We start from the raw sequence: 18,143 nt of genomic DNA on the forward strand, positions 1-18,143 counted from the left end.
GAGCCGACAGGGATTGGATACTGAGGTGCGCAATTCGGATATTGCTACATGTCGCCCCCGCCATAGCATTAACTGCCAGACGTCTGTGCACGTCCCAGGGGCGGACGCACCGCCCAGCTGCACGCCATTCAGACAGTGGCAATCCAATAACAAGAATAATTTGAGTTCCGTACGGGGGCTGGAGAGCAAAAATGTCCAAAATCACGAAGCGGCTTTACCTTGCAGCAGCAGTTCAAAGCGGCGGCATCATTGCCTGCTTGGCTGCGGCCTTCTTTCCCGAGAACTTGAGCACCTGCCTATCGATTGCCGTGGGATCCTTGTTCCTTGCAGGATGGCTGTACCACTTTGAGAGAATTGAACGGCTAGAGATTTGCATCGAGGTTCCTTACGAGGTGCTAGTGCCCCGTGAGCCCGCTAATGAATGCCTCAACACACCTGAGCGCATACCTCTCGACCCCCGACTCCGCGAGCACTTGGGGGAGCTGGGCCTTTCAATTACTCACACTGAGCAGGACATGCGCTTTGCTAACCAGCTAGCTCGCGATGCGAGTATCAAGGTCAGCGCCAGCTCCACCAGCATCCAGAACAGTGCTGAAATCTTCAGAGAGCTGGATCTTTCAATGAGCCAACTGGACCAGGCGTTTAACGAGCTAGGTGGCCAGTCGGTGGAGATCACTGCGCTGGTTGGCAGTATCCAAGACATTGCACGACAGACTAACTTGCTTGCGTTGAACGCAGCTATCGAGGCAGCTCGGGCAGGTACTCACGGCCGGGGCTTTGCTGTCGTTGCTGATGAGGTGCGAAATCTTTCTCGGCGTGTTGCCGACTCTAGTGCACGGATCCATCAGATCGCTCAGAGCTTAGACCGAACCGCTGGCGATGCACGCGGAGGTTTAGAGCAGTTAAGCGTTTCGGCTCGCAACGGCTTAGCCCAATCCGATGATGCCTTACTTTCAATGCAAGGCTTGCGAGACGCAGCGGTTGACCGGATGGAAATCGTCGAACGGATCATGTCTAGACTGAGTGGTCTCAGCCGTCTTGCCGACCAGGCTGAATCACTGCTACCGGATGAGAAGCTAACAGGCATGTCTAACTAGAAGACGCTTTGGAACGGACCGTGAGTGCCTCGAAACGAAGGGCACTTCTCACCATCAACGTCCACATCGCTGGCTAGGCGCCCTATGCCTAAAGCAAACCCATCATCCCCTCACGCTTGCAGATGCTCGCCTGCGCGACGCGGGTGGCGATAGTCGCTTTCGGGCATCTGCGTTATGCAGCCGGTCGGCGAGTGTTACAGCGATCTGTGCCATGCCGGCCTCGCTTTGTCAAAGCCGGCGTTTGTAACAGGGTGCCATCATGTCGTCGGCGCCCCCCTTGCGCGTTGGACTTACCCCCGATAGCGCCCGGGTTTGTACCCGATGGCTGATGCCGGCATTTATCCCTCACTTCCTTGCAGAGAACCTCTTACTTAAAAGCCGTAGCGCCAACTGGAAGGTAAATTTCTCATGCTAGATGCTATACCTGCCTGGTAGTAGAAAACCTTGCCAGCCTGGTTGGCACGTCTGCGTTTGTGAAGCAGCAACCACCAAAGATCTATCTCCGTGAAATCCATTCCCCAACCCAACGATGTGCAGGTGGTCCCTGAGGAAATGGTCAACCCATGAGTAAATACTTCGGTTGCTTTCGAACTCGATCACGCCATTTTTAACCGGAGATGAAAGCCGGTGATCGAGCGCCTTGATCTTCACGCCTTCAGTTACGTAATTGCGGATTTCTGCAAGCTGCCTGCGTATTGGTCATATCCCAGTACCATCGAACTTGGTCTAGCCGAGTCACCATGAATATGCCAAATGTCCCTAGTGGCCGCCTGATAGCGGCGGAATAGGCTGTAACGGGACTCTGGATAAAGGAAGGACGGGTTGTAGAGCGGTCCTGCGAAGGCTTCCTCGATCGTAAAGTCGTAATTGGTGGTGAGGATGGGAAAGCAGCACCTTCGATCAGTGCAACGAAACGGCCTCAATCCTTTCCGTATATCGATAGTTGCGTGACACGCTCCAGGTCATCGACAAGGGGCCTGCGCCCATAGTGTTCCAGCATCACCCGCCTGTCTTCGCCGGCCCGGTTGCGGTGCGTGAATGCCGCACCCTCGACAGTCACAGAGCGCGCCTCGGCACTGCCTGGCTCGATTTCAGCTTGCAACAGCGCCCGTGTGGCACCGCTAACGGAAAGCGAATAGCCGGTGTCCTGGCCATCGACGAGAACCCGGTAGCAGGTCGGAAAACTCTCGCTGCTTTCATCGATGTTGCTCCCATGATCGGCGGCCACCTGCGCGTCGTAGCGCACCCCATGCTCGAGCATCAGCCGCCCGATCTCGAACAGGATGCCGAGCTCTTCGTCGACCGGCGTCCACAAGTTGAAGCCGTCGTGCGTCCTGATCATGCTCACGCCGTCATAGCGCACATGGGCGTACAGCGGCGCAAGGTCGATCACCGTCTCTACCACCACCGTACCCTCGGCATTGGTGATTCCGGCCGCCAGCGAATGGTTGCCGCCATGCACCAGGGCCAGCCCGAATGGCAGCAGCAGTTCGACCTTGTGGTTGAAGTCCGCACGCCACTCGCCCATGCGGCGCGAATACCCAATGTTGGCAATGGCATTCGTCAAACTGGATTCTGACCAGGGCACGGCCAAGATCGGATCGCGCCCCAGACGAAGGCGGTAACGTGCTTCTTTCAAATGAACGCCAACCTGGTCAGCCGTCATCCCGTCCGCGGTCAACCGCGCGAGCAGAGAGCCGAAGAAGTCGGACAGATCGTAGGCGCTACGCGCGCCATGCGCAGGCTGGAATACCAGCGATGTCGTGGCCCGTGCCTGCAATGGTGCGGCGATCAGGCGGACCAATGTGGATAGCCCGAGCGGGTCAGCCGCCGCCACCGCCCTGGCCCGCCTCATGACATGCTCGAAACGCTCCCGACGTACCGCTTCATGCTCTGCCAGACGATGGCGAAATACCCGCTCCAGCCAGCTCGATCTTCTCCTCCCATTCGTATTCACCGTCGTACCTCTCGCTCTCTCGTTTTATGCACCCATCGCGGCCTGCGCAGCCCATTTCTTTTTACCCAACCATCAGAGGCCATCGCCACCCACCCAATAGGGGTACACCCAGGTTCCCATTGTTTAAGGCACCACCCCAGACATACCGAGAGCATTTAGCCACTTCTCGCAAATTGCGGATTGGCCAATGTCGAAGCGACTTCCCCCACCAGCCGACAGGCATCACGCGCCCGGTCTGACCTTGGCGCTGCTGCTCGGCCTATGCGTTTCCGGCCACGCCAGCGCGGACGATGCCACGCCCGAACACGCCAGGCTCGCCGCCGCGCTGCGCCAGCTCGACAGCATCGAACGGCTCGTCGCACAACAAGCCGCGCAGCAACAGGACGAACGCACCCGCTACCACTTCGACTACGCCCGTCTCACCGCTGACCTTGAGCGCGTGCGCGCCGGCATCCACGACTACCTCACCCCAACGCGTGCGCAACCGCGCGACCCCGCCCTGCTGTTTGGCGACTACCGCCAGCCTGTCGCCACCCTCGAACCGCAGGTCGCGCCATGAACGCCGCGCAGACCGCCGCGTTCCAGGCCAACAGCGGCATCCCTCCTTCCGACATGGCGACCGTGCTGCTCAGTGCGGTATTTGCCGTCCTGCTCGTTTGGGGCACTTGGGCGATGCGCAGCGCCTACGTCGGTTGGGCAGAAGAACAACTTTCCCAACGTCAGTTCCTGGTCGTCGTGGTGCGCTTTGCCGTGCTGTACCTGGTCTTGACCTTTTTCCTGCTCTCGTAAGAGGTAGCCATGATGAAGCCGTTCACCCGCATTTCCCGACCCCTCCACTTCGCTAGCCTGGCTGCATTGCCGATGCTCAGCGTGCTGACACCTCTCGCCCACGCCGAGCTGCCCACTCTGGAAAACCCTTCGCGCGGCACGGGCGGCGGCATCATGGAAACGCTGCAAAATTACGGCTACGACATCGTGATGCTCATCGCACTGCTCGTGGTCGCCTCGATGTTCGTCGGCGTCTGCTACCACGCCTACACCCGTTATGCGGAAATCCACATTGGCCGCTCAACCTGGGGCCAGTTTGGCCTGACCGTGGCGGTCGGTGCGGTCCTGCTCGTGGTTGGCATCTGGCTGCTGACCGAAGCCATCGGCGTTCTCTGAACCAAAGGAATGCCGACATGGCTGAAGACATCCGTCCGGAAGGGACGGTGGCGTTCCTGCCCCACCGCCTCAACCGTCACCCCGTGGTGGTGCGAGGGCTGACGGCGAATGAACTGTGGGTCTGCGCGGGATCATCGGGGATGATCGGACTCGGGAGCGGTATCCCGCTGGCCTTCATGTTCGCGACGATTGCCATCGTCCCTACGGCCATCTTGCTGGCGGTCGCCGCTGGCATTTTCATCGGTGGCGGCACGCTGCGCCGGCTCAAACGCGGCCGCCCCGAAACCTGGCTGTACCGGCAGTTGCAGTGGTGGATCGCGGTCAATCTGCCACAGCTCGCGCCTTTCACCGATGGCCACGCACTGGTAATACGATCCGGTTACTGGACGACACGCCGGAGCAAGGCGCTGTGAGCCGGTTCAAGAACGAAGTGCTGCGGCTCGAAGCCCACATCAAGACCCTGCGTATCGGGGCCAGCGCGCTGGTCGCACTGGCGCTGGTTATGGGCGTCGGCTGGTGGAGCGCGCCACGCGACCTGACCATCCATGTACCGCCAGACCTGCGCTCAGGCAGTACTCGTAAATGGTGGGACGTGCCGCCTGAGAGCGTTTACGCCTTCACCTTCTACGTCTGGCAGCAGCTCCAGCGCTGGCCCACCAATGGCGACGAGGACTACCCGCGCAACCTGCATGCGCTGTCGTCCTACCTAACGCCCGCCTGCCAGGCGTTCCTGCAGCAGGACTACGAGTACCGCCGCAATGCTGGAGAGCTGCGGCAGCGCGTGCGCGGCATCTACGAGATTCCGGGCCGCGGCTACGGCGACAACCCGACGCTGCGCGTGCGCACCGTCTCCACCCGCGAGTGGGTCGTGAGCCTCGACGTCACGGCAGACGAATACTACGCCTCGGAGCAAGTCAAACGCGCGCTGGTGCGCTATCCGCTCAAGGTCCTGCGGATCGACGTCGACCCTCAGCGCAACCCGTTCGGGCTTGCCATTGACTGCTACGAGGGCGCGCCGCAGCGCATTGCGACCCCTGTCGATTCGGCGGCGCCCGCCCCCTCCCTGGAAAACATGCAATGAACCGCTTATTGCCACTGGCTCTTGCGGCGCTCGCCCTGGTTCTGTTCAGCGCCGTCCCTGCCACCGAACTCCTGAGATGGGAAAGACTGCCGCTGGCCGTACCACTCGTGGTTGGCCAGGAGCGCATCGTCTTCGTCGAGCGCAATGTCCGCGTCGGCGTACCCGCATCGGTCGGTAGCCGCCTGCGCGTGCAGAGCGCCGCCGGGGCCATCTACCTGCTGGCGAGCGAGCCAATCGAACCGACCCGGCTGCAACTGCAGGACGCCGATACCGGTACCGTCATTCTGCTCGACATCGCCGCCGAACCCGAGCAGGAGGGCCAGCGACCTCTGGAGGCGGTTCGCATCATCGAGGCCGCATCATCCGACACTCAAACCGATGCAGATGACGGCAGTGCCACAGCGACCCCGCCCGTGCGGGCTACACCGCAGCCCGTCATCCTCACCCGTTACGCGGCACAGAACCTTTACGCACCGCTGCGAACCGTCGAACCCGTGCCGGGCGTCACACGCGCAACCCTGCGCCGCGACCTGCCGCTGGACAGCCTGTTGCCAACACTGCCGATACAGGCCCAGGCGCTCGCGGCATGGCGTCTGGACGACCTGTGGGTCAGTGCCGTGCGCCTGCGCAACAGCGCCTCGCACTGGCTCGACCTGGACCCGCGCGCGCTGCATGGCCAGTTCCTCACCGCAACCTTCCAGCATTCGACGCTGGGGCCGAGCGGCACACCGGACGACACCACCGTCGTCTACCTCGTCACCCGTGGACACGGGCTGGCGCAGGCCCTGCTGCCAACCATCGCGCCCGTCGATGCCTCCCTCAACCTGCCCGTGCCGCAAGATGACGGAGGTCGCTGATGCACAGCAATGGCCTGCTCAAATGGTTGATGATCCCTCCGGCGCTGCTGTTGGTGTTCCTCGGCATCAAGCTGTTCTCTGGCGGCAACGACGTTCCCGGTGCACTGGAAGAAGCTACCCGGCTCACGCCCGATGAAGCCAAAGCGCTTGGTATCGAAGGCGACACCCCACGTGACACCGTTGCAACGTTAGTCGCCCAAGTCCGTCAACTTCGCACCGAGTTGCAGACAGCACTGAGCGATAACAAGGTCCAGCGCGAAGAGAACCAACGGCTGCGACAACGCGAAGGCACCATCGACCGTCGCATCCAGAGCGCGCTCGACAGCGAACGCAATCAGATGCATCAGGATCGACAGCAGGTCACCAGTGAGCGGCAAAAAACCCAAGGCCTGCTCCAACAACTGCAGCAGCGGCTCGATGGCATCGGCAAGGATAACCCCGCCGATCTACCGGTCGGCCTAGGCTTTGAGCCGAGCGACGGCCTGGCTGACGATACCCTGCGCTGGATCGAGCCGGAGGACCGGCTCGACGACGGCAAGCAGCGCAACACCGGCACTGCCAGCAGCCCCGGCTTCCCGACCCGCTTCGGGCCGGCACAGAAGACGCTGGAAACCACTGCCAGCTCCGCCGTCGATCCCGGCCGCCGCGCGACTGGTGTGCCGGAGACGACAGCCGTCTACACCGTGCCGACCAACGCGACCCTGATTGGCTCGATCTCCATGACGGCACTGATCGGCCGCGTACCGATCGACGGAACCGTCAACGACCCGTACCCCTTCAAAGTCCTGATCGGGCGCGACAATCTCACCGCGAACGGCATCGACATTCCCGACGTGGCCGGTGCGGTGGTCAGCGGCACGGCTTCGGGCGACTGGACCCTCTCCTGCGTGCGCGGGCAGATCCGTTCGGTCACCTTCGTGTTCGACGACGGCACCATCCGAACCATCCCCAAAGACGACGAACGCGGCGGCAACCGCCAACAGGACAGCAGCAACACGCAGGACGGCATAGGTTGGATCAGCGACCCATACGGCATCCCCTGCGTCAGTGGCCAACGGCGCAGCAATGCCCAGCAGTACCTGGGTACCCAGGCCCTGATCACCGCGGCCGGCGCGGGCGTCGCCTCGCTGATCGACTCCGACAACGGCCAGGCCGCCTACATGAGCAGCGACGGCTCCATCGGCACGGTCGGCATCGGCTCGAATGAGGCCATGGGCCGCATACTCGCTGGTGGCATGCAGGACATGTCCGCCTGGGTCAACAAGCTCTACGGCCAAGCGTTCGCAGCCGTCTACGTCAAGCCCGGCGCCAAGGTGGCCGTGCATCTCGAAGAACCCCTGACCATCGACTACGACCCGCAAGGTCGCCGCGTCGATCACCGCCTTGGAGGGCTGCCCCATGCGCAGGAATTGGACTGACTGCTTGGCCCCGCTAGCCATAGCCCTGGTGCTCGGTGGCTGCGCCACCAGCAAGGAGACGCTACTGTCTCACGACGACACCACCATGCTCGATATCTGGAACGTCGAGACCGGCGGCGGCACCGCCCGGCAACTGCTCGATGCCCGCCAGGCGTTGCGCCGACCGCTGACCGAGGCCTATGTACACGCCGCACCCGCCGTACAGGCTCGCTACACCCGCACGGCGCAAAACGAAATACACCGGCAGTTCCACCGGCTGCCCAATCCCGATCTGCTGATGTATGTATTCCCGCATCTGGCCGGCAGCGACCCGGTGCCAGTGCCCGGCTACACCACACTGTTCCCCCTGTACCAGCGTGTGCAGTACGCACTGCCTGGCGAACGTGTCGAGGATTACTGATGGCCTGGTCCCTGTTCAAGCACCGGCGCCAGGCCGAGGAACCCGCGCCACCTGCGGACACCTGGGCACGCCATGTCGCCGATCTGCGCGCTCACGGCATTGCCGAACCCGGCACCGCGCACACTTCGCGGCGGCCAGCCACCCAGGCCGACGAGCAAGCGCTCTACGATGCCGCCCCCTCGTTCACCGACCTGCTGCCGTGGGCCGAGTACCTGCCCCAGTCGCAGTGCATGCTGCTCGATGACGGCACCTCGGTGGCGGCCTTCTACGAGCTGCTCCCGGTCGGCACGGAAGGACGCGAGCCTGCCTGGCTGTTGCAGGTCCGCGACACCCTGGAAAACGTGCTGCAGGATGCCTTCGACGAGCTGGAGGACAACCCCTGGGTCGTGCAGCTCTACGCGCAGGACGACACCAACTGGGATCGCTACCTTGATGAGCTGCGCCACTACGTCCAGCCCCGCGCCCAAGGCAGCGCCTTCACCGAGTTCTACCTGCGCTTCTTCAGCCACCACCTGCAGGCCATCGCCAAGCCTGGCGGGCTGTTCGAGGACAACACCGTCACCCAATTGCTCTGGCGCGGGCAGACTCGGCGCACGCGGCTGGTCGTCTATCGCCGTGTCGGCCAGGCACCGCAGCGCCGTGGACAATCGCCCGAGCAGGCGCTCAATCGGGTCTGCGACCGCCTCGTCGGCGGCCTGGCCCATGCTGGCGTGCGCGCCCGGCGTCTCGGCGCGGCGGATATCCACGCCTGGTTGTTGCGCTGGTTCAATCCCCATCCAACCCAGCTCGGTAACAGCGCCAAAAACCGGGAGCGCTTCTATGCCCTGACCCGCTACCCGGACGAACAGGAGCCTGGCGAGATCGAGCTGGCCAGCGGCACCGATTTCGCACAACGGCTGTTCTTCGGCCAGCCGCGCTCGGATGCCGCCCTGGGCCAGTGGTACTTCGATGGCATGCCGCACCGCGCCATCGCCGTCGACCGCCTGCGCAGCCCACCCACCACAGGGCATATCACCGGCGAAACCCGCAAGGGTGACGCAATCAATGCGCTGTTCGACCAACTGCCGGAAGACACGATTCAGTGCCTGACGCTGGTCATCACCCCGCAGGATGTGCTCGAAGCGCACCTCAACCACCTTGGCCGCAAATCCGTGGGCGACACCTTGGCATCGGAACAGACCCGTGCCGATGTGCAACAGGCCCGCAGCCTGATCGGCAGCGCCCATAAGCTGTACCGAAGCGCACTCACCTTTTACCTGCGCGGCCGCGACGAGGCGGAACTGGACGCACGCGGCCTGCAACTTGGCAACGTGCTGCTCGGTGCCGGGCTGCAACCGGTACGCGAAGAAGATGAGGTCGCACCGCTCAACACCTATCTGCGCTGGCTGCCCTGCGTCTACGACCCTGCGCTGGACAAGCGCCAGTGGTACACCCAGCTGATGTTCGCCCAACACGCCGCCAACCTGGCACCGCTGTGGGGGCGCAGCCAGGGCACCGGCCACCCCGGTCTCACATTGTTCAACCGCGGCGGCGGCACCATCACCTTCGATCCGCTCAATCGCCTCGATCGGCAAATGAATGCGCACCTGTTCCTCGCCGGCCCGACCGGCTCCGGCAAGTCGGCCACGCTCAACAATCTGCTCAACCAAGTCACCGCGATCTACCGACCAAGACTGTTCATCGTCGAAGCCGGCAACTCCTTTGGCCTGTACGGCGATTTCGCCGCGCGGCTGGGTCTCACCGTGCATCGTGTGAAACTCGCGCCCGGCTCGGGCGTCAGCCTCGCCCCGTTCGCCGATGTGCACCGGCTGGTGGAAACGCCCTGCCAGGTGCAAACGCTCGACGCCGATGCCTTGGATGAAGACGACGCAGCTAACGATGGCGATGAGCAGCGCGACGTCCTGGGTGAGCTGGAGATCACCGCCCGCCTAATGATCACAGGAGGAGAAGAACGCGAGGAAGCGCGCATGACGCGTGCTGATCGCAGCCTGGTTCGCCAATGCATCCTCGACGCGGCAGAGCGCTGTGTCGCCGAGCAACGCGCGGTGCTCACGCGGGACGTTCGCGATGCCCTGCGCGAGCGCAGCCGCGACACGACTTTACCCGAGGTTCGCCGTGCACGGCTGATGGAAATGGCCGATGCCATGGACATGTTCACCCAGGGCAGTGATGGCGATATGTTCGACCGCCCCGGCACGCCCTGGCCGGAAGCCGACATCACCATCGTCGACCTGGCTACCTATGCCAGGGAGGGCTACAACGCTCAGCTTTCCATCGCCTATATCTCGCTGATCAACACCGTCAACAACATCGCCGAGCGCGACCAGTTCCTGGGCCGTCCGATCATCAACGTCACCGACGAGGGGCATATCATCACCAAGAACCCATTACTCGCGCCCTATATCGTCAAAATCACCAAGATGTGGCGCAAACTAGGGACCTGGTTCTGGCTGGCGACGCAGAACCTGGACGATCTGCCCAAAGCCGCCGAGCCAATGCTGAACATGATGGAGTGGTGGTTGTGCATGGGCATGCCACCGGACGAGGTGGAGAAAATCGCTAAATTCCGCGAACTCACCCCGGCGCAGAAAGCCCTGATGCTCTCTGCCAGAAAGGAGACCGGCAAGTTCTCGGAAGGCGTAATCCTGTCGCGCAGCATGGAGCTATTGTTCCGCGCGGTGCCCCCCAGCCTCTATCTCGCGCTCGCCCAAACCGAGCCGGAGGAAAAGGCCGAGCGCTACCAACTTATGCAGCAGCATGGCATCAGCGAACTCGACGCCGCGCTCAAGGTTGCCGAGAACATTGACCGGGCGCGCGGTATCGCCCCGCTGCCGATGAACTGGAGCATCCTGAGCAAGGTCCGTTGAAGAACTCTTAAATTAGACTAAATGTACAGGTGTAATCGGTGTTTCGCCGACTATTGAGCGATGGGAACCAAATCCTCCCGCACACCCGAACTCACGGCCAGGCGCTATCCTGGGAGCGGAACCGCCTTGGCCCAAACGCCGAATCCCGCCATTCCTACGTGCTCTGCGACGCATCAGTTAGAGCGACACTTAAACCGGACGAATCAGTTTCCGATTCTTTGTCGTGCTCAGAGCCATGCTGCGCTCAACTGACGTTGCAAGTCGGTAGCCACGGTCTTCAAGGCTACGGCGCCGCATTGCCGCGCTGACCACTCCCGTTCGCCTTGCATCCCTGTGCGAACAGCCACCGCCAAGGCGTTGGCGGATGCCATGCTCATCCAGACACCACAACCATCGTCCCCGGAGGGAAAACCCTCCATGGGCGCACCTCCGAACTCTCCCGCGGAGGTCATCCCATGCTCACATCCTTAGTCCGCCTCGACTCTATGGCAAAATCCTGTCCGCCAACGGCTCTCGACTACGAAAACCGCATCATCGCGCAGGCTATTGAGCTACTGGAGCGCCGCTTATTCACCGATGGCCCCCTACTGCTCAACCCGGATGCTGTCAGCGACTATCTGCGTTTGAAGCTGATGCCAGAACCCAGCGAAGTGTTCGTCGCAGTATTCCTGTCCTCAAAACATCAGGTCATCGCCTGTGAAACGCTGTTTAGGGGCACAATAGACGCAGCTCAAATTCATCCCCGCGTGCTTGTTCAGCGAGCGCTTGCCCACAATGCCGCCGCCCTGATCGTCGCGCACCAGCACCCGTCCGGCTGCTCAGACCCCTCATCCTCGGACGAACGACTGACCCAGCGCGTGAAAAATGCGCTGGACTGCGTGGAAGTACGGTTGCTGGATCATTTCATCGTCGGCAAGGGCGAACCGTTCTCGTTCGCCTCGAATGGCCTGCTGTAGTCCTCGTCGCTACACGGCGCAATCTTTTCCCTACCTGCACGGAGTCGGCCGCCCACTCGGGCGCGCCGCCCCGCGCCTGCTTATCTCCGCACAGAAACCTTTTGGCTCCGCGTTGTTCTCCGGCTCGCGATTAAATCGGAAGGCCGTGATTCCCGTTTGTTTGTCGCCGTGTCCCTTTCCGTCGAGTCAACTGCCGGCACAATCCACTTTCACGGTAGCTTGACATGCCAGCCCCGCTTCCTTGCCCACCCAAACTGCGCATGTACGTACTTGCCACAGCGCTTTGCACAGCGCTGCTCGGCCCGCTGGCGCAGGCCAAGAACATTCTCGTTGTTACCGATAGCCAGCACCCGGTACCGGCTACCCGCGGCGTTCGGGTTATCGAGCTGGATCAGCCAGCCCGAATCAAGGCCGAGTTGGGTGCCCATCTGCCTGCCGACCCCACGCGCAGTACCGCCCTCGTGCAACGGCGACTAAAAGACGGCGGCAACTTTCTACAGACGCGCCTTGGTACGGCTTACCAAGGCGTGGTGGATGCCTGGAGCCTGGGCATTACCACGATCCCCGCTGTAGTGGTTGATCAACGCTATGTGGTTTATGGCGAGCCGGACGTCGCCAAGGCGGTTGCCCTCATCAAAGCGCATCAGAGAACGCAGCCATGATGTGTTCTCACCGCCTGCGCGCCGGCATCGCCGCCATTCTACTGACGACGGGGACCCCGTCGTTCGCGCTCGACACCTCGACCATCGCATCCTCGACGCTCTCACCGGATTGTCTGGAATATCGCGTTGCCGGGATCTGTTTCTGGCTGCTCTGTACGTATTTCAGTTGCTCCGTGGAGACCTCGGTCAAGGTCAGGCATTACGTGCCCGACGCGGTTGTGTCCAGCTACTCGAACACTGGCGCGAATCCATGGGTGGATGTGCAGTCGATGAGCCAACCCAACGCCACGGCACAAGCCGGCGGCGATGGTACGACCAACGAGAACCACGAAAACAACCTGGCGAAGTTCAAGAACGCCGACGTGATCGGCCACCCCGGCGGCTATGTATTCAGCCAGTTCGCCTCCGGCTTCGGCTATATCTGCGAAGGTGCTGGCACCGCCTTCATGCCTTACCTGTTAAGCACCCTCGACACCATCGCGTGGCGCTACAACATCCCCGAGATGGTGTACCCGGAAGCGCTGACTCCAGGCGAACGCGAGATCGGCACCCGCACTGACCGCAACCTCTGGGGCAACGTCTATCCACGCGGCGGCTTCCTGCACCAAAGCGACGACTACATGGCCGGCGCGGTGGTGGCCCAACGTGCCGGGGATGTCGTCACCCGCCGCGGCCAAATCCACCTCTACCAGCCTCTGCTCGCCGATGCCGCGGACGGCTACTGGCCAGCCGGAGATCTGATCGAGAGCGACGCCACGACAGGCAAGTGGCAGGAATTGACACCGACGCTCTCTCGCACGTGCGCGGTCTTCCCTCACTCCGAAAACCGCGTGCAGGCGCAGCAGGGTGATTACGCCTGGGCGCTGTGGCGACCCTATAGCTGCTGCGAACGCGAAGGTCAGGTGTTTCTGGGCAGCGTCGATTTCAACTGAGGCAGGCCATGATGACCCGTTGCATATCCTCTCCTGCTGCAATGCCGCGCCCTCTCCTTCTAACCGCTGTTTTGATGATGGCATGCACCAATGCATCTGCTCAGACCAGCGTCAACCAACATGGTGTGCAACACCAGGGCTCCGTGATCGGTGACGATGTGCTGTATTCGATCGGCGGCGGCCAGGCCGTGTCGATGACACCTGCGTCCAATATGCGCTCCATTGGCGTCGGCGTCGGCTGGGACAGCAATCTGATCTGCGGCGATATGTCTATCTCGACCACGATCCAGAACCAGTTGAACGGCGTGACCAACGGGTTCCAGACCATCATGTCCTCAGTCATTCAGAACGCTACGGCCGCCGTGGCGTCGTTGCCAGCACTGATCATTCAGAGGGCGGACCCCGGGCTATACAACCTGCTGACCAACGGCGTGCTGCAGGCTCGGCTGGACTTCGACCGCTCCAAACTGACCTGTCGCGCAATGGCGGAGAAAATGGGCGACATGGCCGGCGGCCAGATCGGATGGAGCCAGCTCGCCGATGGCATGGTACTTAGGCAAGCCGTTTCAAGTACCGACGCCGTATCAGCCATCGAGCAGACCGAATCTAGCCGCGGCAACGAAGGGGTGACCTGGGTCGGTGGTGAAAATGCGGGAGGCATGGGGCAGCGCCCGATTCGCGTCGTCAGTGATGTCACCCGCGCCGGCTACAACCTAGTTAATGGGCGCGATGTCGACGACACGAGCTCGATTGATCCGAGCAGTTGCGGTGGCAACCTGACCTGCCAGACCTGGAACTCGCCCACCGCAGCCTCAGCCTGGGCCGTACGGGTGCTGGGCGAGCAAGAGCAGCGCACGTGCGAAGCATGCACCAAGACTATGACGATGCCCGGAGTCGGCCTGACGCCGCTGATCCAGGAGGAATACGAGGAGAGGCTCGAAGTACTCCAGGGGCTGATCGCCGGCAGCCAGCCCCTAAGCTTCGACAATTTACAGACGGTCGGCAGCGCCTCGCTGCCAATCACGCGCGGCGTGATTGAAGCACTGCGCGACGAACCCGATCAAGACATCCTGGCGCGGCGCCTCGCTTCGGAAATCGCCTTGTCCAGCGTGCTCGAAAAAGCATTGCTGCTGCAACGTACCCTGCTGACTGGACGCAAAGAACCGAACGTTGCAGCCAACGAATTAGCGCAAAAAGCAGTTTCACGCGAAAGCGATCTACTCGACCGCGAAATCCATAACCTGAAAACCGAGCTGGAGCTGCGCCGCGAGCTGGCGAGCAATTCGCCCACTGCCATCATCCAGCGTCACAGCGCACGCTCTGCGGGCTCGCGAGGCATCTATCAAGGTGATCCGACCCGCGACCGGCTCGATCAGTTGCAGCGCCCACCAAGCAGCGGGAGCACTCCATGAGCATGGCGTGGCGGCGCCACTGGCTACGTCGCACAAGTTTGACGCTGCTGTGGGTCCTTCTGCTACTGGTCGCGACAATCACTGCCAATGTCGTCGGCATCCACTTGGCCGGCGGCATCGACGGTTGGCAGCAATGGCTGGATGATCATAGCGGCCATTTCCTGGCTTGGCGGCTACTGCTCTATGCCGGCACCACTTGGTGCTGGTGCTGGATGCGGCGCCGTGTACTGGCTCGCGAGGCGGAAACCGGCACTTACCGGCGCCTGCGGACGGCCGAAATCGCTGCCGTCATCGCAATAGCAGCACTGGAAATCAGCCAGTTCGTACAAGGCGGATAACCGGAGGCTGCAATGACCCTCTACACCACCGATTACCTTGAGTATTACCTGACGCTTGTCTCCTGGATCGTCCACAACGGCATTTGGGCAGTTCTCGTCGCCAGTGGCGTATTCGCCGTACCCTTTTTAGCGATCATCATTCAGGAATGGCTCAAGGCCCGCGCCGAAGGTGCCGACGAAGGAAACAAGGGCGCGTTGTCAGCCGTGCGCATCGAGAGCCGCGTCTATGTGTCCATCGTGGTTATCCTGTTTGCGGGCATGCCGTTCATCAACGTGGATTTCAACACGCTCCAGTTCGATCGCACCCGCTCAGCTCAATGCCAGGTGAGTGTCCCAGTGCCTGCTGAGACAGGCTGGTCCCAGTCCTTCAGCACCCTCAACAACCAGTCGGCCAAAGTGCCGGTGTGGTGGGCCTTCATGCACACCGTCTCGCGGGCGCTCACCGGCGCTGCGGTGGCGGCGATCCCCTGCGGCACCGATCTGCGGCAGATGCGCATGGAGGTCGACGCCACCCGCATCGATGATCCAGTCCTCGCCCAAGAGGTGAGCGATTTCACTCACGACTGCTATGGACCTGCACGCGCCAAGCTCTTCATGAATCGCCCGACCCTGGACGAGGAGCAGATGTACGACGTGACCTGGATCGGTTCGCGCTTCTTCCTCAACACTGCGGGTTACTACGACATCTACCGGGCAATGACGCCACGCGAGGGCTGGGCCTACGACAGTGCCCGCGATGCTGGGTTGACTGAGGTGCCCAGCGGCGCGGGTTATCCAACCTGCAGTCAATGGTGGTCCAGCAGCGCGAACGGACTGCGTGCGCGCCTGCTCGGCCAGGTCGACCCCAGCTTGCTGACGCGGATCGGCGGCTGGGCCGGTTTCCTGTCACAGGATCAGGTCAACGATTCGGTGATTCGCGCTATCGCGTCGCCCCGGCAGCAGAAGCTCAACCAGGGTGCGGTCTACAGCGACTACGGCGGCCAGATCGAAATGAGCATTCCCAACGTCGCCACCCGTGCCGTCAGTGACGCCGGGCTGACTATCGGCTCCATTGGATTCTTCCCCGCGGTGGATGCGGTGCGGCAGGCGCTGCCGATGGTTCTGGCATCGCTAAAGATGGCACTGGTGATTTGCATCCCGTTGGTGCTGGTTATCGGCACCTACGATCTCAAAACCGTAGTCACGATCAGCATCGTGCAGTTCGCGCTGTTTTTCGTCGATTTCTGGTTCCAGCTCGCGCGCTGGGTCGACTCGACGATTCTCGACGCGCTCTATGGTTGGGGCTGGGGCTGGAATCGACCGCATGCGAACTTCGATCCGCTGATCGGCCTGAACAACACCTTCGGCGATATGGTCGTCAGCTTCGTGATGGCAACGATGTTTATCGTGTTGCCGGGATTTTGGATTGCGGCTCTGGGCTGGGCTGGTGTGCAGGCAGGCAACATCGCCCAGTTGATGGTTAACGCCTCAGATGGCGCGAAGTCAGCTGGAGGTAAAGCGGCTAACAAGGTTATTTAGCGGTCGTCAGGGCTACCAGGGTCTACGCGCGTATCCCCTCGATAGAGCCCGTACCCAGACAGCCCCATGCGCCACTCCGGCTCGTCCTCATTAGAGGAATTACCGCCTACAACCGAAGCCGCAACCACTGCAAACAGAAGCACCAGAACCATCCAGAATGCGGCGTATAGCAGCAAGCCAAGCACCACCAACTTGGTAATCCAGAGCAAGGCGGTAGCTCCACCCGCAGGTAAACCGTGCTCTACAAGCCAACCATTCATCTTCCGCTCCTGACGCAGGCATCCACGCCACATCCGGCCGAGTATTTGGCCAAGGCGCTCCGCGAATGAATGCTGTGCAGAAGGTTTCATGGTGGGTTACCTCTTGGTCGTTCTGTTGTGTCCCTCTCAACATCGGTTCAGCCGTGCTCGTGGCTCGCGTGGTTATTCAGGCGCAACGGGCATCGCCGCCGCCAACCGGTCAGACACCGTGACGCAACCAAAACTCCGCAGGCGTTACGATGGCATACCGATCTGCCAGCGCCAGCAAGTCCTTGTCGCCGGTAATCAGATAATCGGCCTGCGCCGCCACCAGCGTGAGCAATACGAGCTGGTCAGCCGGGTCACGCAGATCTGCCGCATGTTCGCCCTCGGGCTCGACGATATCGACCAGGAACATAAGACTGTCGACCAGATCGCGGATCTCCACGGAGGTCATGCCAATCCTGGGCAAGCGCGGTAACACTCGGGCCAGCTCGTCCAGAATATAATGCGAAAGCACGACATCCAGACCGCCTTGGCGCCAGGCCGCCACAACGCGCCCCGGCACGCTGCCCGGATACGCCAAGCCCGACACCAGCACGTTGGTATCGAGTACCACGCGCAGCCCTGCCATCAGTCCCGCTTCCGCTCAGCCGCAACCGCAGCCTCGATCTCGGCCAGACCATCTTCGACCGGTACATTGGCATAGGCCTCGCCGATCCGGCTGCTCAACGCATCGAAGCGCTCCTGCATGCGTCGAATGCGGGCGAACAGCTCGGCGTCTACAAGGGCCGCAACCGGTTTACCGTCCTTCTTGATGACGATGCTGTCGTTGCGGTACTGCACCTGATTGAGCATCTCGCCCAGGTTCTGCCGGAAGCTCACGGCGCTGACTTCGGTAATCATTACCCACCTCAGACTATATCGGTCAATATGATTGATATGGTCATTATGGTCTAGGTTCGGCATGGTGTCCATCCGGATGGGCTGTGTGGGTCACCACGGTAGATCCGGAACAGCCTGCCTTCTCCAAACAATCCGGTTTGGATCATTACCGCATTGTCTGCGGCAGCAAAGGGAGCAAGTGCCGCGCCAAAGAGCAAGGAAATGGAAAACACGGCGAAAGGCCCTGCCTGAACTGAGCAAAGCGCACGGCAAAACGTGCTCCTTCTAGGGGCGCCCTCAAAGAGCACTCACCCACACCGCATAGACGCTCGCGGATGGTCGCCCGCGCCCGCTATATCA

At 61.7% G+C, this 18,143-nt stretch carries 21 protein-coding genes and 1 pseudogene; 16 read left to right on the forward strand and 6 right to left on the reverse strand.

All coding sequences use genetic code 11. The features are described from left to right. Positions 1-650: 650 nt before the first annotated feature. Positions 651-1,097 (forward strand): annotated as a pseudogene (locus G7009_RS28140) (methyl-accepting chemotaxis protein); the annotation flags it as partial. A gap of 659 nt (positions 1,098-1,756) precedes the next feature. Here the strand turns inward: G7009_RS28140 and G7009_RS27655 are convergent. Together G7009_RS27655 and G7009_RS05035 are read right to left on the reverse strand one after the other, a co-directional pair. Beyond that, on the reverse strand, positions 1,757-2,020 hold the full coding sequence (locus G7009_RS27655) for an SIR2 family protein (protein WP_258197864.1): 264 nt from the start codon (positions 2,018-2,020) through the stop codon (positions 1,757-1,759). After that, a complete protein-coding gene (locus G7009_RS05035; RefSeq protein WP_153375570.1) occupies positions 2,017-3,054 on the reverse strand; it encodes a DUF6710 family protein in 1,038 nt (345 codons plus the stop codon). The genes G7009_RS27655 and G7009_RS05035 overlap by 4 nt, the downstream gene beginning before the upstream one ends. Before the next feature lie 187 nt (positions 3,055-3,241). Between G7009_RS05035 and G7009_RS05040 the strand changes: the two genes are divergently transcribed. From G7009_RS05040 to G7009_RS05080, 9 genes are read left to right on the forward strand one after another with little or no spacing between them, the layout of a single operon-like run. Beyond that, positions 3,242-3,613 (forward strand): integrative conjugative element protein, RAQPRD family, encoded by a 372-nt coding sequence (locus tag G7009_RS05040; RefSeq protein WP_153375568.1) that lies wholly within the window; start codon positions 3,242-3,244, stop codon positions 3,611-3,613. Then, on the forward strand, positions 3,610-3,843 hold the full coding sequence (locus G7009_RS05045) for a TIGR03758 family integrating conjugative element protein (protein WP_178954749.1): 234 nt from the start codon (positions 3,610-3,612) through the stop codon (positions 3,841-3,843). The genes G7009_RS05040 and G7009_RS05045 overlap by 4 nt, the downstream gene beginning before the upstream one ends. 12 nt (positions 3,844-3,855) lie before the next feature. Then, positions 3,856-4,218, forward strand: coding sequence for a TIGR03745 family integrating conjugative element membrane protein (locus tag G7009_RS05050; protein WP_153375596.1), 363 nt, complete (start codon positions 3,856-3,858; stop codon positions 4,216-4,218). 17 nt (positions 4,219-4,235) lie between these two features. Then, positions 4,236-4,631, forward strand: a complete 396-nt coding sequence (locus G7009_RS05055) for a TIGR03750 family conjugal transfer protein (RefSeq protein WP_181128907.1) — start codon at positions 4,236-4,238, stop codon at positions 4,629-4,631. Then, positions 4,628-5,299, forward strand: coding sequence for a PFL_4703 family integrating conjugative element protein (locus G7009_RS05060; RefSeq protein WP_181128908.1), 672 nt, complete (start codon positions 4,628-4,630; stop codon positions 5,297-5,299). Before G7009_RS05055 ends, G7009_RS05060 begins: the two co-directional genes overlap by 4 nt. Continuing rightward, entirely contained in the window at positions 5,296-6,156 is an 861-nt protein-coding gene (locus G7009_RS05065) for a TIGR03749 family integrating conjugative element protein (RefSeq protein ID WP_181128909.1), read from the forward strand. The genes G7009_RS05060 and G7009_RS05065 overlap by 4 nt, the downstream gene beginning before the upstream one ends. Further along, on the forward strand, positions 6,156-7,574 hold the full coding sequence (locus tag G7009_RS05070; RefSeq protein ID WP_181128910.1) for a TIGR03752 family integrating conjugative element protein: 1,419 nt from the start codon (positions 6,156-6,158) through the stop codon (positions 7,572-7,574). The genes G7009_RS05065 and G7009_RS05070 overlap by 1 nt, the downstream gene beginning before the upstream one ends. Beyond that, positions 7,555-7,974, forward strand: a complete 420-nt coding sequence (locus G7009_RS05075; protein ID WP_041771759.1) for a TIGR03751 family conjugal transfer lipoprotein — start codon at positions 7,555-7,557, stop codon at positions 7,972-7,974. Before G7009_RS05070 ends, G7009_RS05075 begins: the two co-directional genes overlap by 20 nt. Continuing rightward, positions 7,974-10,841 (forward strand): conjugative transfer ATPase, encoded by a 2,868-nt coding sequence (locus G7009_RS05080; protein WP_181128911.1) that lies wholly within the window; start codon positions 7,974-7,976, stop codon positions 10,839-10,841. The genes G7009_RS05075 and G7009_RS05080 overlap by 1 nt, the downstream gene beginning before the upstream one ends. A 227-nt stretch (positions 10,842-11,068) precedes the next feature. On the opposite strand, the gene G7009_RS05085 is transcribed toward G7009_RS05080, so the two are convergent. Continuing rightward, entirely contained in the window at positions 11,069-11,218 is a 150-nt protein-coding gene (locus G7009_RS05085; RefSeq protein WP_219856441.1) for a hypothetical protein, read from the reverse strand. A gap of 78 nt (positions 11,219-11,296) precedes the next feature. Between G7009_RS05085 and radC the strand changes: the two genes are divergently transcribed. The 6 genes from radC to G7009_RS05115 all read left to right on the forward strand — a co-directional run bounded on the left by radC (position 11,297) and on the right by G7009_RS05115 (position 16,659). After that, positions 11,297-11,797 (forward strand): RadC family protein, encoded by a 501-nt coding sequence (gene radC, locus G7009_RS05090; protein ID WP_375139533.1) that lies wholly within the window; start codon positions 11,297-11,299, stop codon positions 11,795-11,797. A gap of 224 nt (positions 11,798-12,021) precedes the next feature. Continuing rightward, positions 12,022-12,459: a TIGR03757 family integrating conjugative element protein gene (locus tag G7009_RS05095; protein WP_181086345.1), complete on the forward strand. Its 438-nt coding sequence runs from the start codon at positions 12,022-12,024 to the stop codon at positions 12,457-12,459. Next, positions 12,456-13,391: a TIGR03756 family integrating conjugative element protein gene (locus G7009_RS05100; RefSeq protein WP_180983605.1), complete on the forward strand. Its 936-nt coding sequence runs from the start codon at positions 12,456-12,458 to the stop codon at positions 13,389-13,391. Before G7009_RS05095 ends, G7009_RS05100 begins: the two co-directional genes overlap by 4 nt. Positions 13,392-13,399: 8 nt before the next feature. Beyond that, entirely contained in the window at positions 13,400-14,803 is a 1,404-nt protein-coding gene (locus G7009_RS05105) for an integrating conjugative element protein (protein WP_445677000.1), read from the forward strand. Continuing rightward, positions 14,800-15,141, forward strand: a complete 342-nt coding sequence (locus G7009_RS05110; RefSeq protein ID WP_181128913.1) for a hypothetical protein — start codon at positions 14,800-14,802, stop codon at positions 15,139-15,141. Before G7009_RS05105 ends, G7009_RS05110 begins: the two co-directional genes overlap by 4 nt. Before the next feature lie 12 nt (positions 15,142-15,153). Continuing rightward, entirely contained in the window at positions 15,154-16,659 is a 1,506-nt protein-coding gene (locus G7009_RS05115) for a conjugal transfer protein TraG N-terminal domain-containing protein (RefSeq protein WP_181128914.1), read from the forward strand. Here the strand turns inward: G7009_RS05115 and G7009_RS05120 are convergent. From G7009_RS05120 to G7009_RS05130, 3 genes are all read right to left on the reverse strand, one after another. Next, positions 16,656-17,009: a DUF3742 family protein gene (locus G7009_RS05120; RefSeq protein ID WP_181128915.1), complete on the reverse strand. Its 354-nt coding sequence runs from the start codon at positions 17,007-17,009 to the stop codon at positions 16,656-16,658. The two genes, G7009_RS05115 and G7009_RS05120, sit on opposite strands and share 4 nt — an antisense overlap. Positions 17,010-17,118: 109 nt before the next feature. Further along, positions 17,119-17,532 (reverse strand): putative toxin-antitoxin system toxin component, PIN family, encoded by a 414-nt coding sequence (locus G7009_RS05125; protein WP_181128916.1) that lies wholly within the window; start codon positions 17,530-17,532, stop codon positions 17,119-17,121. Then, positions 17,532-17,804 carry a type II toxin-antitoxin system Phd/YefM family antitoxin gene (locus tag G7009_RS05130; RefSeq protein WP_181128917.1) on the reverse strand — a complete coding sequence of 91 codons (273 nt, stop codon included), beginning with the start codon at positions 17,802-17,804 and terminating at the stop codon, positions 17,532-17,534. The genes G7009_RS05125 and G7009_RS05130 overlap by 1 nt, the downstream gene beginning before the upstream one ends. Positions 17,805-18,143: the final 339 nt, after the last annotated feature.

Source organism: Pseudomonas capeferrum (assembly GCF_013523055.1).
In the GTDB taxonomy this organism is placed as follows: Bacteria; Pseudomonadota; Gammaproteobacteria; order Pseudomonadales; family Pseudomonadaceae; genus Aquipseudomonas; species Aquipseudomonas capeferrum_A.